This window comes from Anditalea andensis, assembly GCF_000714815.1.
Taxonomy (GTDB): domain Bacteria; phylum Bacteroidota; class Bacteroidia; order Cytophagales; family Cyclobacteriaceae; genus Anditalea; species Anditalea andensis.
In genome coordinates this window covers 156,650-183,132 of the sequence record NZ_JMIH01000022.1, presented here as the reverse complement: position 1 = coordinate 183,132, position 26,483 = coordinate 156,650, and the positions used below count along the sequence as shown (strand labels likewise).

Annotated in this window: 15 protein-coding genes; 5 read left to right on the top strand and 10 right to left on the bottom strand. The window is 40.3% G+C overall.

Translation table 11 applies throughout. The features are described 5' to 3' along the window. Positions 1-580 precede the first annotated feature (580 nt). The 4 genes from EL17_RS13565 to metK all read left to right on the top strand — a co-directional run bounded on the left by EL17_RS13565 (position 581) and on the right by metK (position 4,649). The gene (locus EL17_RS13565) at positions 581-964 is read left to right on the top strand and encodes a TraR/DksA family transcriptional regulator (RefSeq protein WP_035075029.1); all 384 of its coding nucleotides are present in this window, start codon (positions 581-583) and stop codon (positions 962-964) included. Between the two features lie 3 nt (positions 965-967). Next, the gene (scpB, locus tag EL17_RS13560; protein WP_084166224.1) at positions 968-1,528 is read left to right on the top strand and encodes an SMC-Scp complex subunit ScpB; all 561 of its coding nucleotides are present in this window, start codon (positions 968-970) and stop codon (positions 1,526-1,528) included. A 596-nt stretch (positions 1,529-2,124) separates the two neighbouring features. Beyond that, on the top strand, positions 2,125-3,252 hold the full coding sequence (locus EL17_RS24255) for a pseudouridine synthase (protein WP_051720014.1): 1,128 nt from the start codon (positions 2,125-2,127) through the stop codon (positions 3,250-3,252). 143 nt (positions 3,253-3,395) lie between these two features. Then, positions 3,396-4,649 carry a methionine adenosyltransferase gene (gene metK, locus EL17_RS13550; protein WP_035075025.1) on the top strand — a complete coding sequence of 418 codons (1,254 nt, stop codon included), beginning with the start codon at positions 3,396-3,398 and terminating at the stop codon, positions 4,647-4,649. Positions 4,650-4,856: 207 nt separating this feature from the next. Here metK and EL17_RS13545 read toward each other — a convergent pair whose 3' ends face one another. The 3 genes from EL17_RS13545 to EL17_RS13535 form a co-directional block, all read right to left on the bottom strand. Then, a complete protein-coding gene (locus EL17_RS13545; protein WP_035075023.1) occupies positions 4,857-5,843 on the bottom strand; it encodes a D-alanine--D-alanine ligase in 987 nt (328 codons plus the stop codon). Between the two features lie 124 nt (positions 5,844-5,967). Next, positions 5,968-7,458: a RagB/SusD family nutrient uptake outer membrane protein gene (locus tag EL17_RS13540; protein WP_035075021.1), complete on the bottom strand. Its 1,491-nt coding sequence runs from the start codon at positions 7,456-7,458 to the stop codon at positions 5,968-5,970. 12 nt (positions 7,459-7,470) lie between these two features. Then, positions 7,471-10,635, bottom strand: a complete 3,165-nt coding sequence (locus EL17_RS13535; protein ID WP_035075020.1) for a SusC/RagA family TonB-linked outer membrane protein — start codon at positions 10,633-10,635, stop codon at positions 7,471-7,473. 342 nt (positions 10,636-10,977) lie between these two features. Here EL17_RS13535 and EL17_RS13530 point away from each other — a divergent pair, with 342 nt between their 5' ends. Further along, positions 10,978-13,158, top strand: coding sequence for a S9 family peptidase (locus EL17_RS13530; protein ID WP_035075017.1), 2,181 nt, complete (start codon positions 10,978-10,980; stop codon positions 13,156-13,158). A gap of 149 nt (positions 13,159-13,307) precedes the next feature. Here the strand turns inward: EL17_RS13530 and EL17_RS13525 are convergent, their stop codons facing one another. The 7 genes from EL17_RS13525 to EL17_RS13495 form a co-directional block, all read right to left on the bottom strand. Further along, positions 13,308-14,231, bottom strand: a complete 924-nt coding sequence (locus EL17_RS13525; RefSeq protein WP_035075504.1) for a hydroxypyruvate isomerase family protein — start codon at positions 14,229-14,231, stop codon at positions 13,308-13,310. 2 nt (positions 14,232-14,233) lie between these two features. After that, positions 14,234-15,553, bottom strand: a complete 1,320-nt coding sequence (locus EL17_RS13520; RefSeq protein ID WP_035075016.1) for a Gfo/Idh/MocA family protein — start codon at positions 15,551-15,553, stop codon at positions 14,234-14,236. Between the two features lie 18 nt (positions 15,554-15,571). After that, the gene (locus tag EL17_RS13515; protein WP_035075014.1) at positions 15,572-16,543 is read right to left on the bottom strand and encodes a formylglycine-generating enzyme family protein; all 972 of its coding nucleotides are present in this window, start codon (positions 16,541-16,543) and stop codon (positions 15,572-15,574) included. 19 nt (positions 16,544-16,562) lie between these two features. Further along, a complete protein-coding gene (locus tag EL17_RS13510) occupies positions 16,563-17,813 on the bottom strand; it encodes a vanadium-dependent haloperoxidase (protein ID WP_240485998.1) in 1,251 nt (416 codons plus the stop codon). A 112-nt stretch (positions 17,814-17,925) separates the two neighbouring features. Next, a complete protein-coding gene (locus tag EL17_RS13505; protein WP_035075012.1) occupies positions 17,926-21,261 on the bottom strand; it encodes a VCBS repeat-containing protein in 3,336 nt (1,111 codons plus the stop codon). 92 nt (positions 21,262-21,353) lie between these two features. After that, on the bottom strand, positions 21,354-23,207 hold the full coding sequence (locus EL17_RS13500; RefSeq protein WP_035075010.1) for a RagB/SusD family nutrient uptake outer membrane protein: 1,854 nt from the start codon (positions 23,205-23,207) through the stop codon (positions 21,354-21,356). Between the two features lie 13 nt (positions 23,208-23,220). Further along, positions 23,221-26,418, bottom strand: a complete 3,198-nt coding sequence (locus EL17_RS13495) for a SusC/RagA family TonB-linked outer membrane protein (RefSeq protein ID WP_035075008.1) — start codon at positions 26,416-26,418, stop codon at positions 23,221-23,223. Between the last annotated feature and the right edge of the window lie 65 nt (positions 26,419-26,483).

The following is a 26,483-nucleotide window of genomic DNA, read 5'->3' as shown; positions in this document are numbered from 1 at the left end:
CAATTCATATAAACCAAAACAAAAATGGCCCAAGACCTAATTTCCCAAACCCTAAAAACCTATTTCCTCAACCGGGGTAAAAACCTAAAAGTAATACAACGCTATCTGAGTATTAGATATAGGTTAAATATTGAAGAAAAAATCCTTCAGAAAAGGTTGACAGAACTCGCTTAAATGAGCAGATAAAAGATATTAAAATGTAAAGCCGCTAAAACATGATTTTAGCGGCTTTTTTCATATAACATCACCGTATGAATACCATATACCAAAACCCCCATCTATATTCTGAATTTACCTTTATACAATCCTATGTTCAAATAATCAATAACAATTCACTGTTAAAATTAAAATATTCTTATCCCTTGGCATCCTATTATATTAATTATAATATATTTTGAGATTTTTAAACCTTAATTACAGATATCGCCGTTAAGTCAATTGATCATTAAAGTAAACCATGTACTTACAGAAAAAAAACAGATAAACCGAAGTATATAATTTTGGAATTCAAAAAGTCGGTGTACTTTAGGGGACTTTTTAGACGACAAGGGAGATTAACTAACAACTAAATTATTATAATATGAACCAGGAAGAGAAAACAGCATATTCGAGAGAAGAACTTTTAGAATTTGAGGACATCATACGAGAGAAACTTTCTATTGCTAAGGAAGAACTAAACTCATATAAAGAAACACTTAGCAAAAGAAATGACAGTGGTACTGATAATACTGCCAGTACCTCAAAACTACTCGAAGATGGAGCAGATACACTTGAAAGAGAAAGTCTGAGCCAATTGGCTGCCCGTCAGCAAAAATTTATCATCAATCTAGAAAATGCTCTTGTAAGAATTAAAAACGGTACGTATGGCGTCTGTATAGATACGGGAAAACTAATAGCTAAAGAAAGGCTGAAAGCTGTACCCCATACCATGCATTCCATAGAAGCCAAATTAGCCAAAAAATAAGCATTGGAGTTTTTACCGAAACATATAGAAGCACTTATATTTTGCTCTCCACATCCGTTAGGCATCGATGATATCCAGAAATGCCTGACGGAAATGTTTGAATCAGATATTCCAAAGCCTCATATCGAAGAGGCGCTTCACTTATTGGAAAACAAATATACCTCTGAAGATTTTTCGTTTGGGCTAATTCAATTAGCTGGGGGATACCAATTTTTGACCAAACCAGCTTACCAGAGCAGTATTTCTATATTGCTGAAGCAGCAGTCCAATAAACGGCTATCAACTGCGCAGATGGAAACCCTTTCTATTATAGCCTATAAGCAGCCTGTCACCAAAGGAGAAGTAGAGCAGATAAGAGGAGTAAACTGCGATTATTCGATTCAAAAACTGTTAGAAAAAGAACTCATCACCATCCGTGGCAAAGCCGAATCCATAGGCAGGCCATTGCTTTATGGAACAAGCGAAAAATTCATGGAGTACTTTGGCATCAATAATCTTCGTGATCTGCCCCAACCCAAGGATTTTTCTGCCGAAGAAAACCAGATAGGCGAACAAAAAGATTAATACCTCCTATATCAATTACCAGTTTATAACTCCCTATCTTTGCAAGTTGATACAAATCAGATGAACCATATGCGGGGAAATCTGTTTGATTTACAACCAATATAATTATTTACAGCAGTGATGTTGCAACCTATATTTCTTATGCCCACCAGCATGTTCTAATACTCGGAGCGACAGCAAGTATCCTATTAAGAAGGGGATATCAAATTTTAATGAAAATGAAAAAGAACAACAGAGGAAATCAGGATGACAGAAGGTCCGACAATAAGGGATCATCTAATGAAGGAAGAGGCAGAAGTGACCGTTCTAAAAAATCAGGTTTTGATTTTGACAGATTCAGCGGAGAAGGGAAGCCAAAAAAGACCTATCCATCTTATGGCACTCCTAAATCCGGGAAACCTAGATTTGATGATAAAAAAAGAGGAAGAAAGCCTTCATATGATGCTACCAAACCTGGAGATAGGCCCGAGCCTAAATTTGGAAAACGGTATGCGCCTGATAGCAGAAAAGGTCCGGGAAGCAATCCTTTTAAAAAGGAGAATGATATAGAAAAAAAGAGATCCTTTTCTCCAAACAGATATTCTTCCGAAGGTAAAATGGAAGTAAGAACTACAGAAGAAAGGCGACCTTATAGCCAGGATGCCAAAGGTACTCGCAAAAATGACAATTCCGGCCAGGAAAGAGGTGAAGGAAGAAGATATACAGATAATCCAAAGTATCATAACCCTAATTTTAAAGGTAAGGGCAAAGAACTTAACCCCCGTCCTTCCAGTGGCAAGAGAGAGGACATGGGCAAGGAAGATAAAGCAAACTTTAAAACGGTCTATAAAGGGAGAGGCAAAGATGAAAAACCGCTATTCGAAACTGTAAGAAGAGAAGACTCTGAAAACCAAAAGAAAAAAACTTATAAAAGCGACCGATTCTTCAATAAAAAAAAGGGCGAAATAGATGATGTCGAGAAACCGGAGTATGACCTTTCTAAATTTGAAAAAAACCACCGGAAGCACGAAGACACCGATGAGATTAGGTTAAATAAATATATAGCCAATTCTGGTATCTGCTCTAGAAGAGATGCAGATGAATTGATCCAGAAAGGATCAATCAAAGTAAACGGAGAGGTCATTACCGAAATGGGTTATAAAGTACAACGTCAGGATAGGATCACCTATAACGGCAAAACCATCAATCCTGAGAAGCCTGTTTATGTATTGCTTAATAAACCTAAAGATTTCATCACCACCACAGATGATCCTATGGAAAGAAGGACGGTAATGCAGCTGGTGAACAATGCCTGTGAAGAACGAATATTCCCGGTAGGAAGGCTGGATAGAAATACCACTGGTTTGCTTTTATTTACAAATGATGGGGAATTAGCTGCGAAGCTTTCACACCCATCAGGTAAAATAAAGAAAATATATCAAGTGACTCTGGACAAACCACTTACCAGTGCACATGCAGATGCTATCTTAGAAGGGTTAACGCTGGAAGATGGTTTGGTAAATGTAGATGATCTCCAGGTGCTGTCAAAAGACAGGACTATATTGGGTCTGGAAATCCACGTGGGCAAAAACCGCATAGTAAGAAGGATTTTTGCTCATTTAGGCTATGAGGTAACCGCTTTGGATAGGGTAACCTATGCCGGGCTAACCAAGAAGGACCTCACCAGAGGGAAATATAGGTTCTTAACAGAAAAAGAAGTAATTAATCTTAAGTATTTTAAATAAAAAAATGGGGAAGCCAGTCTTCCCCTTTCCTTATCATTTGATGGGAGATATACATCAAGGTAATTTGTACCAAAATTTTTTATTTCCTTATGAAGACGTATTTTTACCAACTCAAAAAAAACTGAAGTTTTAAACATACCAATATGCCCTATTTATTCACTTCGGAGTCTGTATCAGAAGGACATCCGGACAAAATATCAGATCAGATTTCAGATGCATTAATAGATAATTTTTTAGCTTTTGATCCCCGGTCCAAAGTAGCCTGTGAGACACTGGTAACCACAGGACAGGTGGTGCTGGCAGGAGAAGTAAAATCAGACACTTATCTGGATGTGCAAAAAATCGCCAGGGATGTGATCAACCGAATTGGTTATACCAAAAGTGAATACATGTTTGACGGTAATTCATGCGGTGTATTTTCTGCGATTCATGAGCAGTCTCCTGATATCAACCAAGGTGTGGACCGTACCTCTCCCGAGGAGCAGGGTGCAGGTGACCAGGGCATGATGTTCGGCTATGCTACCAAAGAAACGGAAAATTACATGCCTTTGGCATTGGATATCTCTCATAGACTGCTCAAAGAACTGGCAGCACTCAGAAGAGAAAGCAGTGAAATCGAATACCTTCGCCCAGATTCAAAGGCTCAGGTGACTATCGAATACAGTGATGATAATGTGCCTCAAAAAATAGTTGCCATAGTAGTATCTACTCAGCACGATGATTTTGGACCAGAGCAAGAAATGCTGGATAAAATCAAGGAGGACATGGTACATATCCTTATACCAAGGGTAAAGGCTCAGTTGCCGGAGGAACTTCAGCGCTTATTCACAGAAGACATCACCTATCATATCAATCCTACCGGTAAATTTGTAATCGGCGGTCCTCACGGGGATACGGGACTTACAGGTAGAAAAATAATAGTAGATACTTACGGTGGTAAAGGTGCCCATGGTGGGGGTGCATTTTCAGGTAAAGATCCCTCTAAAGTAGATAGATCTGCAGCATATGCTACACGACATATCGCCAAAAATATGGTGGCTGCTGGATTAGCAGATGAGGTGCTAGTACAAGTATCTTACGCTATCGGTGTAGCCAAACCTATGGGTATCTACATCAACACCTATGGTACAGCTAAAGTAGATATGAAAGATGGAGAAATTGCCGATAAGATAGAATCCATATTTGACATGAGACCATATGCCATAGAGCAAAGACTAAAACTACGTAACCCTATCTATGAAGAAACGGCTGCATACGGCCATATGGGCAGAGAAAATGAGGTTGTGACCAAAAAATTTGTTTCTCCTGACGGTTCAGCCATCACATTAGAAGTAGAATTATTCACTTGGGAAAAGCTGGATTATGTGGATAGGATCAAGAAGGCTTTTGGTCTTTAACTCATCAACAGCATATAATCAAAGAGCGGTCAAAATAATTGGCCGCTCATTTTTTTTATTATTATCCATCGGTTTAGGAAAATAAGCTGGGGCTTCGGGGTATGGTGAAATGCGTTCGGTAAGCAATTTCTTTTAGAAATTTGTCCGTTTTTACCATTAGGCAGATGGTGTTTCTTATTGGACAAAACCTATACCCTCCTATCTACACTACACAAACATCTCCTCTATCAGATCAGTATAAAAATCTTTCACCTCCATGCCGATAGCCTTTACTTGCTGGGATATCAGGCTGGTTTCTGTCTGCCCTGGCACGGTATTGATTTCTATAAAAAAGAATTTGCCGGTATCATGCTCTAGGAAATAATCTATCCGGATGGCACCCTTACAGTTTAACTGATTATAGACTAAGGCTACTATTTGGCCAACTCGCCGGATTTCTTCCTCATTCATTCTTCCTGGAGTAATTTCCTCAGTAATACCGGAGGTATATTTGGCTTCAAAATCAAAAAATTCTTTAGAACTCACAATTTCAGTGGCAGGCAATACGGTAGTTTTGCCCCCCGCACTATAGACACCTATAGAAAATTCCCTTCCGGAAACAAACTCCTCTACCAGCACCTGCTTATCCTCCTTAAAAGCTTTATCAAGTGCTTCCTGTAGTTCACCTTCAGTTTTCACCTTGCTCATTCCTATACTACTGCCGCCGTTATTAGGCTTGATAAACAACGGAAAATTCAGTTCATCCAGGATCCTTGTATAGTTTTCTTGTGAATTTTTAAACAGCTGAAGGGATTTTGCAACGTGAAGGTCAGGAATATCATTTACTATCGCTTTAGTATACCCTTTGTTCATAGTGATGGCAGAAGTAAGCGGATCACACGTAGTGTAGGGGATACCTACCATGTCAAAATAGCCAGCAAGTTTGCCATCCTCACCAGGTGAACCGTGAAGAATATTGAATACACCGTCAAAGGTAATTTTATTCCCATATGCAGTCGCGGAGAAATCATTGAGGTCAATAGGAAATTGATCGCCCCTTTCATTTTCATAATACCAGTTCCCTGGAAATATTAAAACCTTAAAAATATCATATTTATCCAAATCAATATTTCTTATTACTACAGCTGCACTTTTTAATGAAATGACGGATTCACCGGTAAATCCACCAGTGACGAGGGCGATTTTTTTCTTCATTGGGTATATATTTAAGAAACAATACAATATTAGCCTTAAAAATAAAGAAAGGGATTGGAATTAACATAAAAAAGCCTGTTCTCAAATAAAGAGAACAGGCTTTTTTCATAAAATCAAATTTTAATTAATCAGGATTTTGTACCATAGCTGGATTAGCATTTAATTCATCCCTGGGAATCCTCCAAACCCATTCATTAGAAGATGCTGGCACTACAAACTTATTATTAATTACACTTCCTACATGATTTGCTCCAGTTCTGTCTAATGGAAGGTTTAATCTCTTCAAATCATACCATCTAAAGCCTTCACCCCAAAGTTCAATTCTTCTTTGAATCATGATTTCATTTATTAATGACTGACCTACATTTACTGATTTGGTATACCCAGGATCCCTAGCAGATACTAATTCGAATAAAACAGCTTGTGCTGCTCCGTCTTGTCCAGATCTCGCTAAGGCCTCTGCTTCTACAAGAAACATTTCTGCAGCTCTCATATAGGGCACATCACCAACAGAAGATGCATTTCCTTGGGCCAAAAATTTTCTATTCATATAATCGAATTTAGAATAGTTAGCCAGTGTCACTTCCTCTATAAATGGATCTCTTAAAGTAGGGTTAGAAGCATTAGGATCCCATAACCCTTTTCTGACATCTGTATTAGAAATCTGGGCATACAGTGAACTATTGATGGCTTTAGGGTTTGTCCTTATAACGGTGGAATTAAAATTTACAGACATATAGGCGAAGAATGATGCAAAAAACGTCTGCTGATCATCAATCTGGTGGCTGCCCCACATCCATTCCGGATTATCAAAATTGTTAAATCCATCATAAAGCTGGGCAGTGGTCATCAAAGGATAATCTTGTCTCGCTAAGTTTGCCTCTTGTGCTGCCACTTGAAAGTTTCCTTGAGTCAGGGCTATCCTTGATTTTACTCCATGTAATACAGATCTGTTAAAATGGGATTTGGTATTTCTTCTCTCTGTTAATAAATTCATTGCCTCATCTATATCTGAATTTATTTGAGCATATACTTCTGCTACCGTATTTCTTGGACCGCCTTCAGTTATTGGTTCTATTACGATAGGTACGCCCAGTTGAGAATTTGTTCCTCCGGGTTCATACCTTTGTGCAAATATTTGTACAAGATTGAAATGTGCCCAAGCTCTATAAGCTAAAGCTTGACCCTTGATTTCATTTCTGTCCTGGGCAGGACCTTCAGCATTATCTATGTTGGCAATAATCATATTAGCATTGGCAATGATTCTATAATAAAATCTCCAAACAAATCTAACATCTCCAGCATTTTCGTTAATGTGAGTCAACCACCGAGAGTTTGATACGTGCCAACCATTGCCTTGGGAAGTCAATACAACATCATCCGCCATCACTTCTCTATACATCATTACACCACCTTCTCCTGGCTGACCTTGAGAATCATAGCGTAAAAACATAGCCCTATGAATACCATTAAGTGCAGCCCAGGCATTCCCTGTAGTAGTAAAAACCAATTCCTCTGATACCGCATCTGTAGGAATCTGATCTAAGAAATCTTCAGCGCAACCTATAGAAAGGAATGCCGCTAAAATCAATATATTATTAAATATTTTCTTCATCTCCTTAATAAATTATAGATTGACATTTAATCCTAGCGTAAATGTTCTGGCAGGAGTAAAAACATTGGAACTAGTTCCTTGAAAATTCCCAGAAACAAACATACCTCTTCTCTGAGATAACCATCCCATATTTTCTCCGGCCAAATATATCGTAGCCCCTTTAACTCTTAATCTATCTAAAAGCTGTCTATCCAGTGTGTATGACAAATTAATAGATCTAATGTTAAGATAAGAAGCGTCGACTAACCATCTGTCTGATGCCCCATCAGATTGGGCAGCAGTAGTTACATCCATCCTAGGCACATCTGTGACATCGCCAGGCTGCTGCCACCTTCTTAACATATCTGTATGAGCTGCCCTGCCATTCGGATCAGCACTCATCAAACTCGCATAAGTACCATCATAAAACTGACCTCCCACTGAGTAAGATACCAATACACCTAAACTGAAATTTTTATATCTAAAACTATTATTAAGTCCTCCAAAGAAATTGGGGACAGCATTTCCGTTAAAATGGAATCTCGCTTGGTTTATATTTGAAGTTACAGAATCAGTACCTATAATTTTATGAGCATCATTAGCAGGATCGTATCCGTCCACCCTATACATCCCTAGTCCAGTCTCAGGATCCACTCCCCACCAATCTCGTAGCCAAAAATCATATATACCTCTCCCTACTACCAATTTCTTAGTCCCTGTAATTAACTCATCAAAGGGGAGTTCTTTAAATTTATTGGTGAAGGTAGAAATATTAAAATTGATATTCCAAGCAAAATCCCCCCTTCTATAAACATCACCTGCTATATGAAATTCTAATCCTTTATTCTGCATAGTACCCGTGTTTCGAATTATATTCTCTATGCCAGTAGTTAAAGAAAGGGGTACATTAAATAGCAAATCAGAAGATTGTCGATTAAAATATTCTACTGATCCTGAAAACCTATTTGAAATAGCGAAATCTATACCTATATCCCATGTAGCATTGGTTTCCCACTTTAGATCTGGGTTTGGCAACGAGGCTTGAAGAATTCCTGCTTCATTAGCATTATTATTACCAAGATCATATAGTGCCTGTGATGGATAATAATCGTGTCTACCTGTTGTAGCATTTGCTATCACTCCGTTATTTCCTATTTCCCCATATGCAGCTCTCAATTTTAACATTTGTACAAAATTAGAATTGAAGAACTCTTCTTGATCTATACTCCAGGCTGCACCTACAGAGTAGAAGGTTCCCCATCTGGATTCTGGGGAGAATCTAGAAGACCCATCCCTTCTTAAAGATGCAGAAATAGAGTATTTATCATCAAAAACATAATTTGCTCTACTTAGATAGGATTCTATCGTCTCTCTGTCAAATCTTCCACTAGCGGCATTGATAGTCACAAAGTTATCAGGCTCTGTATTTCCTTGGAGTACTTGATCCTGCTTGGAAATAGTTTGAGTTTGAAAATTAAAATCATATGTTTCGTGACCTACAAGTACTTCCACAAAATGTTTTTCATTAAACGTTTTACTGTAAGTCAAGAGTTGGTTGATAGTAAAAGAATCAGTTCTATTGTTAATTCGTCTAGATCTTCCAGCTGGGGCGCCGTCTCCAATTATGGTGTTATCATATTGGATGTTCAATAATGATGTGAAGTCATTTGCTACATTTAATCTAAATGTAAAATCTTTTAGAAAAGTAGCTTCCAAATATGCCCTAGTAGAAATAGCTGCTCTCTCGAAAAGATCATCGTTTAATAAAGTCTCCTGAATTACGTGTCTACCTGGGAATGACCCAGCTCCACCTGTTGGTAATCCAAACTGTAGCAAATCTCTTGAGTCAAATATTCTATTCTCATCAGCATCTAAAACGTACCCCCCTGTTTGCATATTTTGTGCATATACGGGATAGATAGGTCCAATTGCCCTAGCCGTAAAGAATGGGTTTACAAAAGAACTGGAATTTCCTGGTCCAGTCCTGGCATTATTGCCTTCACTTTTAGTCGCTGATATATTTATCCCTGTTTTTAACCAATCTGTTGCCTGAGTATTAACATTCAATCTACCAGTATATCTTCTGAAATCTGACTTTTGAATAAAGCCATCTTCATTTAAATAATTAATGGAGGTATAGAAATCAGAACGATCATTTGCTCCGGAATAGGTCATATTATACTCAGATCTTTGACCTACCCTTTCTATTTCATCCCACCAATTAAGACCTTGAAAATTAGTCACGGCATTGGGATTAAATACTCCATCTATACCTACCAATTCATTATTTGGCACATTATAAATATTATAGCCTAAGGTAGGAATTAGCTGATTAGTGGCAAATTCTGATGCAGGACCAGGTTCTATTCCTGCTGTAAGTTGAGCATTTCTTAAAGCCTCCCATTGTAATACGTAATAATCAGATGAGCCTGTTCTATCATATTCAGGAAGCGCACGTGAAGCTGTACCATGCTGGACCTTAAAATTAAAGTTTGAAGCAGATTTTTTACCTCTTTTTGTAGTAATCATTATTACTCCATTAGCTGCTCTTGATCCATATAAAGCAGATGAAGATGCATCCTTGAGTATAGTCATGTCTTCAATATCCTCAGGGTTGAGGTTAGAAAGATCCCCATCAAAAGGCACTCCATCAACTACATATAAAGGAGAAGCTGATGCGTTTACTGATCCTACCCCTCTGATCCTTATTTCTGGTGCTGATCCTGGCTGTCCTGATGCTGACGATGTAATTACACCAGCAACTTGACCTTCAATAGCATTTGCAACATTGGCAATAGGCCTATTTGCAATCTGACCAGACCTTAAGGCAATTGCAGACCCGGTAAAATTACCTTTGTTTGCTGTACCATAGGCTGTTACTATAACTTCCTGTAGATTTTGAGTATCTGGATTTAAAGTTATATTTACTATAGATCGATTTCCTACTACTTCTTGCTTTGTAGCAAATCCAATAAAACTAAATACGAGGGTCGTATTTGCATCCTGCACGGTAATGGAGTATTCTCCAAATAAATCTGTGATTACTCCTGTGGTGGTACCTTGTACCAAAACATTCACGCCAGGTAATCCTTCGGGCTCCTCTTCTGAAACCACCTTTCCGGTAATGGTACGCGTCTGCGCCAGCGCCAGGGAAATAGTGAATAACAGGAAGAACAAACTAAGTAAAGTTTTTCTCATAAATTCGGGGGATTAATATGATAAATTATTGTAGTGGTTATATAAACCACGAAGATTTGATTGCTTAAATATAAAGGCGGAGAACTTTATATTTTAAATTTTTTTTACTTTTAGGTGTAAATTTCTTCCTCTTTTTTGATTAAAGGGTTATTTTTTTATTTAAGCGGTATTTATAAACGCTTATTATCGGGACTTTCATTAAAATTCAAAAAAAACGATCAATTAAGTTGCACAAAGGAATGTTCCGCTAATTCATAGAATAAATTATATTCTCTTTAATTCTGATTTATTAATATTGATTTAGGGTTTTTCCTAAATTAGCATCCAAACATAAAAATCAACATGCGTCAAATAAAAAATTTATGGATCGTGATGTTTTTCATCATGATATCCACACCAGCTTTATCACAGCAAAAGCAAACCGTAACCTTAGAACATATATTTAAAAAAGGAGCTTTTAACCAACGCTCTGTATATGGTATAAACTGGATGAAGGATGGTCAGTATTATAGTTCTTTGGTAAGAGACGGGCAATACCCTAAGGTAGTAAAGATCAATCTGGCTACCGGTCAAACAGAGGCAACCCTTCTGGATGGGGAGGTATTGGACGTGGATTTTTCAAGCTACTCTTTAAGTGCCGATGAAACCAAAGCACTGATTGCCTCCAATGTAGAACCTATATACAGAAGATCCAGCAAAGGTATTTTCCACGTGGTAGATCTGGGCTCCAAAGAAAAAACCGTACTGATGGAAGGGGAGAAAATTTCCTATGCCACTCTATCCCCCGATAATACCAAGGTGGCTTTCGTTAAAGACAATAATCTTTACTATACCGAACTTTCTACTAATACCACCACTCAGGTAACCCTTGATGGAGAAAATAATAAAATCATCAACGGTTCCGCCGACTGGGTTTATGAGGAAGAATTCTCTATGGCACAGGCATTTTCATGGTCTCCAGATGGAAATAAACTGGCTTTTATCAGATTTGACGAAACAGAGGTCCCTGAATTTAATATGCAGATTTGGGGTGACCTTTATCCTGAAGATTATGTATTCAAATATCCCAAAGCCGGTGAAAAAAATGCAGAAGTGAGTATACATGTTTTTCAGTTAGACAATAAAAAAACGGTTAAAATGGATGCAGGTCAAGAGACTGATATATATCTACCTAGAATTTATTGGACAGGTGATGACAATACGCTTGCTTTTTTGAGATTGAACAGGCTGCAGAACCAATTGGACCTTTTTCACGCCAACAGCCAATCAGGATCTAGTTCGATCATTTTATCGGAGACAGCCGACACTTATGTGGATATGGATTATAATGACAATCTCCATTATCTGCAGGACAACAAAGGTTTTATCAGAACCAGTGAGCAGGATGGATTTAAACATATCTACCACCATGACAGCAATGGAAAACAATTAAGGCAGATCACATCCGGCCCTTGGGAAGTAACCGAATTAGTAGGTGTGGATGAAAAATCCAATAAAATATATTTTACCTCTACGGAAAAATCTCCTCTTGAGCGTCATCTTTATGTGGTCAATCTGAACGGAAAAAACAAACAACTCCTCACCCCTGCCAGCGGCACCAATAGAGCCAATATGAGCAAGGATTACAAATATTTTATCAACTACCACTCCACAGCCAATTCACCCACCCAAGTGACACTAAACCAAGCAAATGGGAAAGAAATCAAGGTCCTGGAGGACAACAAGGAGTTGATAGAACGCCTAACAGAATTTAAACTATCAGCAAAAGAATTTTTTCAATTTCCGACCGTAGATGGGACAATGCTCAATGCTTATATGATTAAACCAGCTGATTTTGACGAAAGCAAATCCTATCCTACCTTAATGTATGTATATGGAGGCCCAGGTTCACAAAATGTAACCAATGCCTGGGGTGGCTTGAGAGATTTCTGGCATCACCACCTGGCAGCATTGGGGTACATAGTAGTATGTGTAGACAATAGAGGAACCGGAGCCCGAGGCAGGGATTTCAAACATATCACCTATGCCAACCTAGGCAAACATGAAACTGATGACCAAATAGCAGGTGCCAGATACCTGGGTGACCTTCCTTATGTGGATAAGGATCGCATCGGTATCTGGGGCTGGTCGTATGGTGGGTACATGTCTTCTTTGGCAATCATGCTCGGCCATGATGTATTTAAGACGGCCATAGCAGTGGCACCGGTAACCACATGGAGATATTATGACAGCATTTATACAGAACGTTACCTGCAAACTCCCCAGTTAAATGCCTCCGGATATGATGACAATAGCCCTATCAACCATGTGGATAAATTACAAGGAAACTACCTGCTCATTCACGGCACAGGTGATGACAATGTTCACTTCCAGAATTCAGTAGACCTGGTAGACGCATTGATCAAAGCAGATAAACAGTTTGAAACTTTCTACTATCCAAACAGAAGCCATGGCATATCAGGTGGAAACACCTCGTGGCACCTTTATAATATGATGACGGATTTTATCAAGGAAAAACTTTAAAAAATTCAACGTTAAGGAAGTAACCCAACCGTTTGAGCAATATCACCATAGGTTAGGAAAAGATATAATCCAGGTTAAAAAGGTCAAATAAAAGCCCGGGATCATCCTGGGCTTTTATGTTCATCGATTATCTGACATCCGACATTTTTTTAAACTTTAAAATTATCTGCTTTCTTATATGCTTCTATTAGTGCTAGCTCACCGTCTTTTCCCGGTTTGGCATTGCCATGCTCCATTCCGGCAACGCCCTTAAAACCTTTTTCATTTAAATATTTGAAAACATTCTGATAATTTATTTCTCCTGTTCCTGGTTCATTTCTTCCTGGATTGTCCCCTATCTGAAAATAGGCAATTTCATCCCAAGCATTTTCCATATTTGCTATGAGATTACCTTCATTCCGCTGCATATGATAGGCATCATATAAAATTTTGCAGGAAGGACTTCCCACAGCCTTACATATCGAATAAGTTTGATCTGAATATCTTAAGAATAGATCTGGTGTATCACTGAGCGGCTCGAGCACCATGATAAGCCCGTGTGGCTCCAGGATTTCAGCACCTCTTTTAAGTGCTTCTATGACATTGCCCGTCTGTATGCCTATAGGTAATTTACGCTCATAGAACCCAGGCACTACAGTAGCCCATTGGGCATTTACCCTTTTGGCTGTTTCTACGGATTTTTTACAGGTGTCTATAAATGTCTTTACGAATTCATCTTTTCCTGTAGTTAGAGATATCTTCCAATTGTCTCCTCCATCGATGACAAATACTCCCATTCTCATCCCAAGTTGATCCAGTGTTCGGCCAATTTTTTCTTGATCGCTTACTGATCGGCCCAGCAGACCGTTGTCTTCCAAAGATCTGAACCCTTGATCAGCCATAAATTTAAGCTGATCCACTAAATCATCTCCGGCATGGGCCTTAAACATGCCGAAATGGGGCGCATAATCAAGGTTAAATGCTGTAGTTTTAAAACTTTTTTCAGTACCAAATACAGGGATAGACCCCGCTCCTACCATTGCTGAAGCTATTCCACCCAGTCCTAAATTTCGGATAAATTTTCTTCTTTCCATCATTAGATCACTTTGGTCTTACCGGGGATAGCATATGGATAGTACCCATCTTCATTGGGCAATATTTTAGGCATGGCATCCCAGGCCAGTCTGTCAGGCATAAGGTTGACATTGGAATTGAGCGCTTCCTCCCAGGCTATCTGTTTTCCTGAGTAGGTGGCATACCTGCCCAATATGGAAGTCATCGTACTTTTGGCTGCATTCTCAGCGTCAGCAAACTTATATTCACCTTTAACAATAGCATCAAAAAGCTCATCATGCTCCACTTGGTATGGGTTTCGGTTTTTATCCCTGTCATGGTTATAGATATTGTTTCCTTTCCTGTCTGTAATTATCCCATGGTTTCCGGCACTCAAATACACTTTGCCATTAGTCCCCTGGAAGGTCTCATCTACCCTATTGTGCGCTCCGGGGAAATGACGGCATTCACTGAAAATGGTCGTGCCATCCTCGTAGGTAAAAGTGACACTGTGGTGGTCATAAATCTCTCCATGGTCTTTACCGTTTCGCACCATTCGCCCTCCAGTACCTTCGGCTTTGATAGGGTATCCCCCCTTTACCCAGTTGGCAATATCGATATTGTGTACATGCTGTTCGGTAATGTGGTCACCACATAGCCAATTAAAATAATACCAGTTTCTCATCTGGTATTCCATCTCAGTTTGCCCTTCTTTTCTGGCATTGACCCATACTCCGCCATCATTCCAATATACCTGGCCCCCTATGATGTCTCCTATGGCACCATCATTTACCCTATTAATGGTTTCCCTGTAGTTATCCTGATAGTGGCGTTGCAAGCCTACCACGACATTCAGCTTTTTCTTTTTAGCCTCTTCAGCGGCAGCCAGTACTCTTCGGATACCAGTAGCATCTGTAGCAACAGGCTTTTCCATGAATATCTGTTTACCCTGCCTTACCGACTCTTCAAAGTGGTCCGGACGGAAACCAGGAGGGGATGCCAGTATGACGACATCTGCTAATTTGATCGCCTCTTTATATCCTTCAAATCCAACGAATTTCCTTTCATCCGGCACATCGATTTTGTCTTTGCCATATTTATTGAACATGGGCTCATAGCTTTTATCTATTCTGTCTCTGAAAGCATCAGCCATGGCTACCAGTTTAATATTGTGGCCAGTGTCCAAGGCCTGGAAAACGGCGCCTGTTCCCCTACCTCCACAGCCTATTACGGCTAATTTGATTTCATCTGTACCTGCAGCATATGCGCCTGGAAGTGAGAAAGGGTTCAGCATAAAACCTCCTGTCACTATAGCAGAGGTTTTGAGAAATTGTCTTCTCGGATTGTCGAAAGGGTTTTTCATAGGTATATTGTTAAAAGATTAATAATCTGTAATAGGTAATTTGTCATAATATTGACTGATTTCTTCTTCACTAGGCACCTGCATAGGTCTTACCAGCCGGAGACCAAGAAAGGGTGCTTCCGGAAACCACCACTGACTTTTTGGTATCTGAGGATCTATCCTTTTCCATTCAGGTGTAGAGGCAAATCTTTTGGAGGGACGGAGATCATCGGCTCCAGTCAGATAGCTACCTCCCCGGATGGCACTGGGGTAGAGTTCTGTGATCTCTATCTTAGGGTCTTTGGAAGTACGTGCGGCCCTATGCTCATATGCAGCCGCATCATACTGGTCTGATGTCCATTCCATTACATTTCCTAGGATATCATATAGGCCCCAGGGGTTAGGTTTTTTAGTCCCTACCGGGTGGGTTTCACCACCGCTGTTATCCGCATACCAGGCATATTCATCCAACTGGGATGGATCTGAGCCGAAAAAAAAGGTCTCAACAGAACCTGCCTTGCTGGCATACTCCCACTCTGCTTCAGTAGGCAACCTATAAAATACACCAGTCTTCAGATAAAGCCACTTGCAAAACTGAATAGCTCCATATTGGGTCATACCGATGGCAGGTTTGTTTTCCTTGCCCATGCCAAAGGTCATGTCAAGATAGGGAATACTGGGACGGGTAAGTCCATCTACACCTGAAGGCAAAGGTCTGGAAGCTATGGCCTCTTCGTAATTTTTATCAAGAAACATTTCAAAAATATCCCATGTCACCTCATGAGATCCCATCCAAAAAGAAGAAATCTCCACTTGATGGGGAGGGTTTTCGTCTTCATCCCCGCTTCTGCTGCCCATCATAAAAGTCCCTCCCTGTATGGGCACCATATCAAATGTCACCTCCGCATCGGGGATAGTTTGGGTATAGGGAGTAAACTCTTCATGTGTAACTGACTGAAAAGCTACCAAAATGGTAAAACAGAATAAGAGGGATATTTTTAATCTGCTCATGGTATTTTTTGATAAATTATTAAAATTGATTACTTGTGAGTTGAATATGTATATTGGGCTCCTGAATCTTCTTTAGTGTCCATTCTCCCACTTTCTTCCCTTGGATCTGGCCTTCTTCTATGGCGTCCCTGTAATGGATACCTCCATACAAGCGAGAAATAGCAGCTTCCTGGGCAGCTTGGCCAAATGACTCAAACCTCCTTGGCTCTAGGCCATATTTCACCTCCACTGTATCGATATAGGAAAAGTTTTCTCCTATATAATGGCCCAATATTATAGAAGCAGCAGTAGACGCTACAGAGTGGCCACTTAAATACTCTGGAAATGGCGGTGTTTGCAATATTGGCCTATAATGTGGATCGATGTATTTTCTGATAGCGGTCTCGGGGCGAATCCTATCACTACGGTACTTTTCATCCCAGCAAGCTATGAAGGCATCGTTAAGGGTCATGGCCAGTATTCCGTTGATTTCCATAGCTTTTTCAAAATCCAATACACGCGCATTGATGGCTATATTGGCTATTCCCATCCAATGGGCACCTGGTGAAATCTTTTTTAAACCGATCATTAAATGACCGTTATCCTCTAAAGCAAAAGGATTACAATCCCAAAAGGCTGCAATCAATCTTTTTTCTTCAGTCAATTCCTGCTGGTAAACTTCTTGCATTAAATGAAAAAATTCCGAATCTGGGCGGTTAGAAAAAGCTATAGGAATACTGGGTGCAAACTGACTGGCAGAATCCAAGAAAAAAGGCCTTAGTATATTAAAATAGGGCTCTACCGGAGGAAAATATCCCGGAGGTGTGGGGTACCAATTTCCTTCTCTTTTCTTTGGTGTATACCTGGGCTTGTTAGAGGTCTGATTATACCGGTCTTTAATAGCATAAGCCATTATTTTCATACTGATAGCTGCTCCTATATCTTTTGAATGAGATATTATTCTATCCGAATAGCCTTTTTTCAGCATCTTTTGGTAAAAAACCTCCATATTAGCATCATGCTCATAACCTGATGGCTGAAGTTTTTTGGCTGTATACAACATCGCAAAAATAGCACTCATCCTCCTGTCCACTTCGTGTTCATTATGAACAGATACAGGTTCATAGCCATTTATATTACCCATTTTAGTTTGGAGAGATTCATTTTGTGACCTCAAAGCTTCCATTCCTGCCAGGCAGATGTAGGAATAAAACCTAGCCGCCAGCGGTGGATTGGTAACATCATGTACCATTATTTCGGTTACCTGATCTATTACCTTTGCTATTTCCATCGCTGATATTTGTTCTGGGTCAGAAGACTGGCAGGAATGCAGCGTAAATAATAGTATCAATAAGACCAAAAGATTTAATGGTAATGACCATCCGGTGTCTGCTGAATATTTTTTAAAGCAAATCATACACTTCCACCCCCTTTCCTACTACATTAAACATAAACCGGTTACCTAGATTTACTATATTTCGGATGTCACCTTTCAAGTTCAATCCAGATTTGTATTGTGGAATATAGGTAATTTGCCCATCGATATTGATATGAAATACCGATCCATAATTGGCATCCATTCTTCCTATCCTTAGTCTACTGCTTCCATAGTTTCCCGCCAAGATCATATACTTCCCGCCATCAGTATTCTCTTCCGAAAAATGAATGCAATGAACCTGGGAATATTGTGCTTCTATAGGTAGTTCTTGATTGATAAATTTCCCATCACTGTTCTGAAAGAAAAGTGATGTTTTGAGATTGACCGCTTTTAAATATCCTGCCCCTTCCAGCTCTTCCTTTGTAAATATATCTTCAAGGTCTGCATCCGCATAACTTGCATAATCCGGGAACTTATTACGCTTATTGGTAAACTGTTCAAACAATTCATCTCGGGTCAAATATGGGTATCTATTACCTTGTATATAGGAGGTGAATATGGGATCTACAGAACCATTATCATCAAAATCCTTAAAGAATAATTCGGCGGGTTCCTTAGTGCTGGCATTTATCTGACTGTTAGTACCATAATTTCCCACGATCAAATCCGGCTTCCCATCTTTATTGATATCATGTACAGCTATGGTATTCCACCAACCTGTATTTTCTTCAGGAAAATAGAAGGGGGTTTTGTTCTCCAGTGCTGATCCTGTATTGATAAATACTAATATAGGCATCCATTCCCCCACTACTACCAGATCCTCCTTTCCATTCCTATCTAGATCTATCCAAACGGCATCGGTGACCATACCCAGATTACTGATTTCATCCGAATATTTAACGGTCTCATCACTAAACTTGCCCTTACCATCATTGATGAGGATATAGCTTTTTGAGGACACCGGATATTGGCCCGGTTTTACCCGCCCTCCTATAAATAGGTCCACAGCACCATCTCCATTTATATCATTGGCCGCTACTGTGGAAGTGCTTCCCAGCATAATCGGAAGGGATTCCGAAGAAAGCTCAAATCCGCCTTTACCATCATTGATATATAATCGGTCCTGAATTAAGGCATCATCTGCCTCAAAATGCCCATATCCCCCACTGGCAACGTACAGATCTAAAAACCCATTCCCATTGACATCCAAAAATATTGCCTTTGTATCTTCAGCACCAGCCACCCCTGTAAATAGGCTTGTCTGATGGTGAGCTTGATAACTGCCATCTTTCTTTCCTATGTATAATTTAGAAATACCTCCACATAGCCCACCAATAAATAGATCAACTATACCATCACCGTTAATATCGCCCTTGGCCAAAGCAGCTTTTGAGCCTGAAATAGGGTTGGGCAGCAGTGCCTGCCTTTTAAAATCATTGACTGAAGGAACTGTCTGTTCCGGCAACTTAATGGAAGCTTTTTTAAATATTGACTCACTTCCCAATAAACCAATATTATACACATTATCGGCATCTTTTTCTGATAGCACAAGTAGTTGATTGCTATCTACATTCCTGATGCGCTCTATACGGCCATTTTGCCACTGTACCATAAGTGAATCAACTGAGGCAACCGCTCCCAACCCAAAATGTAAAATAGGTGAAACGCTGGATTGGTACCCTCTGGTAGGCATTTGCTCCTGAAGTTGTTTATTCCCTCCGCTGTACAAGGTCACCCTTGCACCCAGACCAAACCTGTTTTTACCTTCTCCTTCCAATTTGATTTTTAAATATCGATTTTTTTTGTTCTCTTCACTGGTGTTTCGGTAAATAAAAGCTTGTTCATTTATGTTATTTACTATAAGATCCAGGTCTCCATCATTATCCAGATCAGCATATACTGCTCCATTAGAATTGGAATGATGATCCATTCCGAAGACCGCAGTTTTGTTTTCAAAAGATGCTCCTCCGGTATTCATATAAAGATAATTTTTGATATTCGATGCCGGGATTTTCTCCACCAAATCCAAGATATTCTGTCTCTTTAAATTTCCTTGATGCGACTGAACATAATTTCCCATGTACTTTAAAAAATCAAGGTTAGTATAATCCCTTTGATAGCCATTAGTGATATATAAGTCTTTCCAGCCATCGTTATCAAAATCAGCAAATAGTGGCGCCCAGCTCCAGTCGGTATTGGAGATGCCTGCTATCTGACCTATTTCACTGAAAGTGCCGTTACCATTGTTGATATGTAACATGTTCCGCATATACTGGTGATGGAAACCCATATTCACCATAAAATCAAATTTTTCGTAATTATCAGGAGCCATCAATAGTTTTTGCCTCCTGTTATCTTCCGGCAGCATATCCAAAGTGAATATATCTATCAAACCGTCATTGTTAATATCAGCTAAATCGCTGCCCATAGAAAACTGGGAAATATGACCTAAAGCTGTATGGCTGATATTACTGAATGTACCGTCACCGTTATTGATATATAAAAAGTCCGGTGCGGTATAGTCATTGCTGACATAGATATCAGGCCAGCCATCGTTATTCACATCTGCGACACCTACACCCAAACCATAGGAAAGGGCAGAATTTTGTATACCTGAGCTTTGGGTGACATCGGTAAACTTTCCATTATCGTTTCTAAAAAGCTGAGATCCTGCCGGATCTTCTTGTTTGAGGAGCTCCGCTGTCGTGGATTCGTCGAGTATAGGGAGTGACTTGGTATTGTGATTTAATAAAAACATATCCAAATCTCCGTCTTTGTCATAATCAAAAAATATGGCCTGGGTAGAAAATGATGATAAGGCCAAACCATAACCATCTGCCTCCTCTTTAAATTGGGGTATTCCCATTTCGTTAGTCCCTTGATTAATAAAAAGTTGATTTGTCCTCTTATCAGAAGGTAGGTTGCCGGAATAGCAAACATATATGTCTAAAAGCCCATCACCATTGATATCCACCATAGTTACACCTGTGGTCCAAGGCCCCATTCTACCCTGCGTCCCAGACGCTTCTGTAATATCTTCAAATTGCAGCTCGCCTTTATTTAGATACAGTTTATTTGACACCATATTTCCGGTAAAATATATATCATCTAATCCGTCCCCATTTAGATCTCCCACAGCTACACCTCCACCATTATAGAAATATTCATATACCAATACATTAGTATTAATCCCCTCCGTAAGCTCATTTGTGAACGTAATACCAGTAACCTCATGGGGTAATAATTCAAACAGCGCATGCTCAGAAAGTTTATCCTCTCCCTTATCTGTAGATATATCATTGCATGACCAAATGAATAAAAACACCAATAAAGGAATTAGAGTATAAAGTGATTTAAACATTGGGCAAAATATTAAACTGTATTTTAATAAACAAGCAACATATCTCTAAAAGGCTCTAGAGATATGCTGCCGGTTTGGGAAGTTGATGTATCCTAGTATCCCGGATTCTGGATCAAGAGACCATTTCGGTTCATTTCATCAAAATGAATGGGCATCCAATACATTTTATCAAGCCAAAGCCTGTTTTCCTTTCCAGGATCGATGGTGGATACAGAGTAAGTATAATTATACAGCTGTGGATCATATCTGTAGATGGATAATGATGCCCCGGGCTTGAGTGTTCCTCTGATCTGAATACCGTTAGCCTGCCTTCCTAATGTCTGCGGCGCGATCATCCATCTGCGTACATCATAATACCGGTGTTCTTCAAAAGCCAGTTCTATCCTACGTTCATTGATATACTTTTCCTTCAAAGCAGGACCTGAATCTGTAATAGCGGGCATTCCTGCTCTAAAACGGATCGCATTGAGCCAATTTCTGGCTTCGGCTTCCTCCCCTAGTTCTATACAGGTTTCCACATAGTTAAGCACCACTTCTGTGGCTCGGATTACAGGCCAAGGTATCTCCTGCCAGGTATTTTGGTCAACTAAGTTAGGGTCTGGATCTATAAATTTCCGTACATAATAACCTGTATAGGAACCATTCCAATCTTCAATTGGGCTTTGACGGGTATCTAATCCCTGGTGTATGACTTTATTACCAGCAGAATTGACGATTTCGTAAGAACCGGTCTGAATCTGCCCCAGTGGGTCACGAGACTGATTGGCAGGTGATCTAGGCTTCCACTGGGCCCCATCATATAAAAAGGTGGAATAAAACCTTGGATCTCTATTATCATAAGGAGCGCTGGCATGAGCAGGGTTAGACCAATCAAAATCGCTACCGTCCATCATCTCATAATCATCTATGAGCAGCTGCACGGGCGTGTTTCCTGCCCAGTTATTGTAGCCGTTTGGCCCATTGAATAATCCTTGTCTGCCACCATCTTCGGGTTTTGAACTTAGGAAATACCTGCCAAAAACCATCTCGTTGGTACCTGCCCCTCTGGAAAGTGAGTTATTCATATAGGTACTGATAGCCGTTTCTCTATCTACAGGTTCAGTATAATTAAGTCCATTACCAGTCACTAGATTTAATGCTTCAGACGCGGCATCCTTTGCTGCTTGCCATCTTTGCATCCTGTTGCCACTGGTATAGCCTATGAGCTCTTTGTTATTATAAGAAGAAATGATAGCGGATTTTGATGAAGCCGTTGGCATGTCGTGCAGGTCACTCGCTGCATACATCAGTACCCTGGCTTTCAGGGCCAAAGCAGCTACATGATTGGTTCTTCCGTTCACCAATGATTTCCCCTGTAATAATTGTGCAGCCCTGTCCAGATCTTCAACTATGAATTCTACACATTCTTCAAAAGTATTTCTGGGCATTTCAAATGTATCTTCACCTAATGCAAATGTTCTGTTGGCTATAGGGAAAGCGCCATAATTTCTAAGCAGCTGATGGGAGAAATAAGCCCTCATAAAGGTAGCCTCACCTAAGAGCCGGTCTACTATCCCGCCAGTGTTTTCAAATTGGGGATCGCTCAGTTTTTCTATGGCTATGTTAGCTGATCTAAGCCTTGCATACATGTTACCCCACTCTCTGGTACCGCTGATCCAACCCGGATTCTGTGGATTGGACCGGGCTTCTGTTACATTATTTATATCTCTTCCTGGATGTGTAAATATGGCCTCGTCAGTGAGAGAAGCTAACATCTGCTCCTCAAATCCACCAAATCCCAGCCCCCCATATATTTCTGTCACAAACGCTTCTGCAAGTCCGGCATCAGTCCATACGGCAGCTTCAGAAACTTCACCCAATGGCTGTGTATCCAGAAAATCATCAGTACAACTTGCCATTAAAATGATCATGGACGTTGCTATAGATAGTATTTTATGTTTTTTCATGATTGATTGCAAATTAAAATGTTACCGTAAAGCCACCATTTATGACACGGGCCTGTGGATAATACTGGCCTGTAGAATTATCTGATTCAGGGTCATATACTCCCAGCTTATCCCAGGTCCACAGGTTAAGTCCGTTTACATAAAAACGTACCGAATTCACCCCAACCCTCTGGCCTAGCTCTAATGGCAGGGTATATCCCAGCTCCAGGTTTTTTAGACGGATGTAATCATTATTCCGGTACCAATAAGTATTGTTAGATGAAAAATACTGGTCGCTTCTATTGGCGATACGGGGGTGCTCGTCACTTGGATTGTCCACTGTCCACCTGTTTTCATAGAATTCATGCAAGTAATTTCCAATATTTCCAGATTCACCTGCGCTTACGAAAGTAAGGGCACCGGCTGCTCCCTGGAATAAAACTGCCAGATCAAAGTTTTTGAAATTGGCAGTCATATTTACACCTCCCTGAAACCTCGGGATATTGTTCCTGTCCAAGCGGACCCTGTCTAAGGGGGTAATGACACCATCACCGTCCACATCTTTAAATTTCATATCACCGGGACGAAGTTCATTCGTGATAGCAGAGTAATCCAGAGTATTTCTATCTATATCTGCCTGATCTCTAAAAACACCGTCATAGATATATATCGGCCCGGGAGATCCCATAGGCATTCCGGTGGACCTTTGCCATGCTGGGGCTCCTGGGGGTTCATCCCAGAATAATATTTTATTCTTGGCATATCCGCCGTTTACACTGACGCTATAATTAAATTCTCCTTTAAAACCTCTATAGCCCAGCATCAGGTCAAAGCCTTTGTTTTCTACTTCCCCTATATTTTCAGCAGGCAATAAAGCGGATAATCCTGTACTCTGAGGTACAGAAGCATTTTTTCTCCACAGAATATTCGTCCTGAGATTATAGAAAACATCCGCTTCAAAATACAATTTTCCATCAAACATCTGCCCTTCTATACCGATGTTTGAATTGGTAGCCACCTCCCAAGTAATATTGTGATTAGGGACCCTGGTTTCAAAAAGCGTTTTGCTCTCTGCACCTTCCAGTATATGGCTTCTAAAGCCATAGGTGGACATAAACTGGTATTCCTGTAAGGTTTGAGTTCCATCGTTATTTTGATCGTAGAATATCTGGTCATTGCCCATCTGTCCCCACGAACCTCTGATTTTGAAAAATTCAAAATTTCTTAAGTTGTTTTTCCAAAAGTTCTCTTCAGAGACTACCCATCCCAGCATCATGCCCGGGAAAAATCCATATCGGGTCTCTCTTGGAAAAATATAAGAAGCATCATATCTCCAAAGAAATTCAGCTAAATACTTTTCCTTATAATTATAGGCCACTCTACCGAAATAGTTAAGTCTCGCCCGTTCAAAAGCTCCGCCGCCATTATCCTTTTCAGCATCTCCACCGGCAAACATTTGGTCGATAGCTGGAGAGATGAAAAATCTCCTATATGCCCAGAAATCATCTCCTTGTACAGTCTCTTTATTGGTACCAGCTAAAATCTGAAAACCATGGTCCCCTATTTTTCGATCATAGGTGAACACACCCCCCAAAAGTATATTTAATTGGTTTATGTTATCTTGTCTCAATCTAGGCTCCGCTGGTCCTCTTTCGGTCGGAAGCAATACAGGAGTAACCCCGTCCGCCTCAAATTCTCCGCTTCGCTGATAAAGTATCCATGGCGTTTCCCATTTCTTAAGAAATCTGCTTAACTTATCCACTGATGCAGTACCTTGGAATTTAAGCCCTTCTATGCCCGGTATCTTAATGTTAAGGGCAGCATTGGTCTGGAAATAATCCCTTGTATCTCTATCATACCCCGTGGCATTGGTGGTAATGACCACGGGATTTTCTCCGTTTTCGATATCAGGGCCTGGCCTTCCATCTGGCCAGAAAGCCGGCTCATTAGGCTTGCCTCTCATCTGCATTCTGAAAATAGCACTTGCTGGCCGGGTAGGAAAAAACCTAACTTCCTGTCTTGCGAGTACACCGATCTGAAGATCGATATATTCATTAACCTTGGCATCTACATTCAGCCGCATGTCATATTGCTTGTATCCAGCCGCAGAATTTCTGTAGTAAGCATCCTGATTTTGATACCCTACAGAAGCCATATACCGGATATCATCATTACCGCCAGTCAATTGCACATTATGTCTGGACTGCGGAGACCATGGCTTTAACGTTTCAGCATACCAATCTGTGTTTGGGTAGTTCCAGGGATCAGTACCTGCTTCATATAGGGCCAAAGCCTCTGGGCTAAAGGGCGCATTTCTTAACTGGCCATTTGGCCTTTGATACACACCTGTATTTCTGAAGGCATCATTGGCCGCTTGCCATTCGTTCACAGGAAGCTCATATACATTCAGGTCATTGAGCATACGGCCATACTGGGAAGCATTGGCTAATTTTGGAATAACCGTAGGCTGGGCCATCCCTTGGTTAAACTGGTAACTGAGCTGAGGCTTACCTGTTTTTCCTCTTTTAGTAGTAACTAAAATTACACCATTAGCAGCTCTAGCACCATATATCGCAGCAGAGGCATCTTTAAGTACAGAAATAGATTCAATGTCATTTGGATTCAATCTATCTATACCCCCTGTTCTGGCAGGTATGCCATCTATTACAATCAGGGCATCGTTGTTACCGAGCGTATTAGAGCCCCGGATCCTGATCCCTGCACCATCATAACCCGGTTCACCGCTTCTGTTTACAGCCACCACACCAGCCATCCTCCCAGCTATGGAATTCGTGAGGTTCAGTGCAGGGGACCTGGCCAGCTCAGCACCCTTTACAGTTACCACAGATCCGGTGATCGTCTCCTTTTTCTGCTCACCGTAACCTACCACTATCACTTCACTCAATGACTGCATGTCAGGCAATAGGGTTATTTCATAGCGGTTTTGGTTGGTTATAGGTATTTCCTGGGGTGCAAAACCCACGAAGGAAAGCGTAATAGCTTCATCACCTGCATTGACGGGGATGCTAAATTGACCGTCCATATCAGTGACGGTCCCTCTGGTAGTGCCTCTTACCATTACAGTGACACCAGGTAGCGGGAGGTAATCATCCCCCGACAATACTGCCCCGGTGATCACCCGCGACTGCGCAAACGATGATTTTGGGACACCCCACAATATCATCAATGTTAAAAAGCATAATAGCTTTAGATAAGTAAAGGGTTTTTTCATTTGGGAATAGGTTAATTGTTAATTATACACTTAACCAAATTAAATAATCTATCCCATTAAAAGCA

Excerpts from the sequence above, each read along its gene's own strand:
- EL17_RS13495 (WP_035075008.1), bottom strand. The coding sequence starts at position 26,418 with ATGAAAAAACCCTTTACTTATCTAAAGCTATTATGCTTTTTAACATTG.
- EL17_RS13535 (WP_035075020.1), bottom strand. The coding sequence starts at position 10,635 with ATGAGAAAAACTTTACTTAGTTTGTTCTTCCTGTTATTCACTATTTCC.
- EL17_RS13500 (WP_035075010.1), bottom strand. The coding sequence starts at position 23,207 with ATGAAAAAACATAAAATACTATCTATAGCAACGTCCATGATCATTTTA.
- EL17_RS13530 (WP_035075017.1), top strand. The coding sequence starts at position 10,978 with ATGCGTCAAATAAAAAATTTATGGATCGTGATGTTTTTCATCATGATA.
- EL17_RS13520 (WP_035075016.1), bottom strand. The coding sequence starts at position 15,553 with ATGAAAAACCCTTTCGACAATCCGAGAAGACAATTTCTCAAAACCTCT.
- EL17_RS13510 (WP_240485998.1), bottom strand. The coding sequence starts at position 17,813 with ATGGAAATAGCAAAGGTAATAGATCAGGTAACCGAAATAATGGTACAT.
- EL17_RS13505 (WP_035075012.1), bottom strand. The coding sequence starts at position 21,261 with ATGTTTAAATCACTTTATACTCTAATTCCTTTATTGGTGTTTTTATTC.
- EL17_RS13540 (WP_035075021.1), bottom strand. The coding sequence starts at position 7,458 with ATGAAGAAAATATTTAATAATATATTGATTTTAGCGGCATTCCTTTCT.
- EL17_RS13525 (WP_035075504.1), bottom strand. The coding sequence starts at position 14,231 with ATGGAAAGAAGAAAATTTATCCGAAATTTAGGACTGGGTGGAATAGCT.
- metK (WP_035075025.1), top strand. The coding sequence starts at position 3,396 with ATGCCCTATTTATTCACTTCGGAGTCTGTATCAGAAGGACATCCGGAC.
- EL17_RS13545 (WP_035075023.1), bottom strand. The coding sequence starts at position 5,843 with ATGAAGAAAAAAATCGCCCTCGTCACTGGTGGATTTACCGGTGAATCC.
- EL17_RS13515 (WP_035075014.1), bottom strand. The coding sequence starts at position 16,543 with ATGAGCAGATTAAAAATATCCCTCTTATTCTGTTTTACCATTTTGGTA.
- EL17_RS13565 (WP_035075029.1), top strand. The coding sequence starts at position 581 with ATGAACCAGGAAGAGAAAACAGCATATTCGAGAGAAGAACTTTTAGAA.
- EL17_RS24255 (WP_051720014.1), top strand. The coding sequence starts at position 2,125 with ATGGAAGTAAGAACTACAGAAGAAAGGCGACCTTATAGCCAGGATGCC.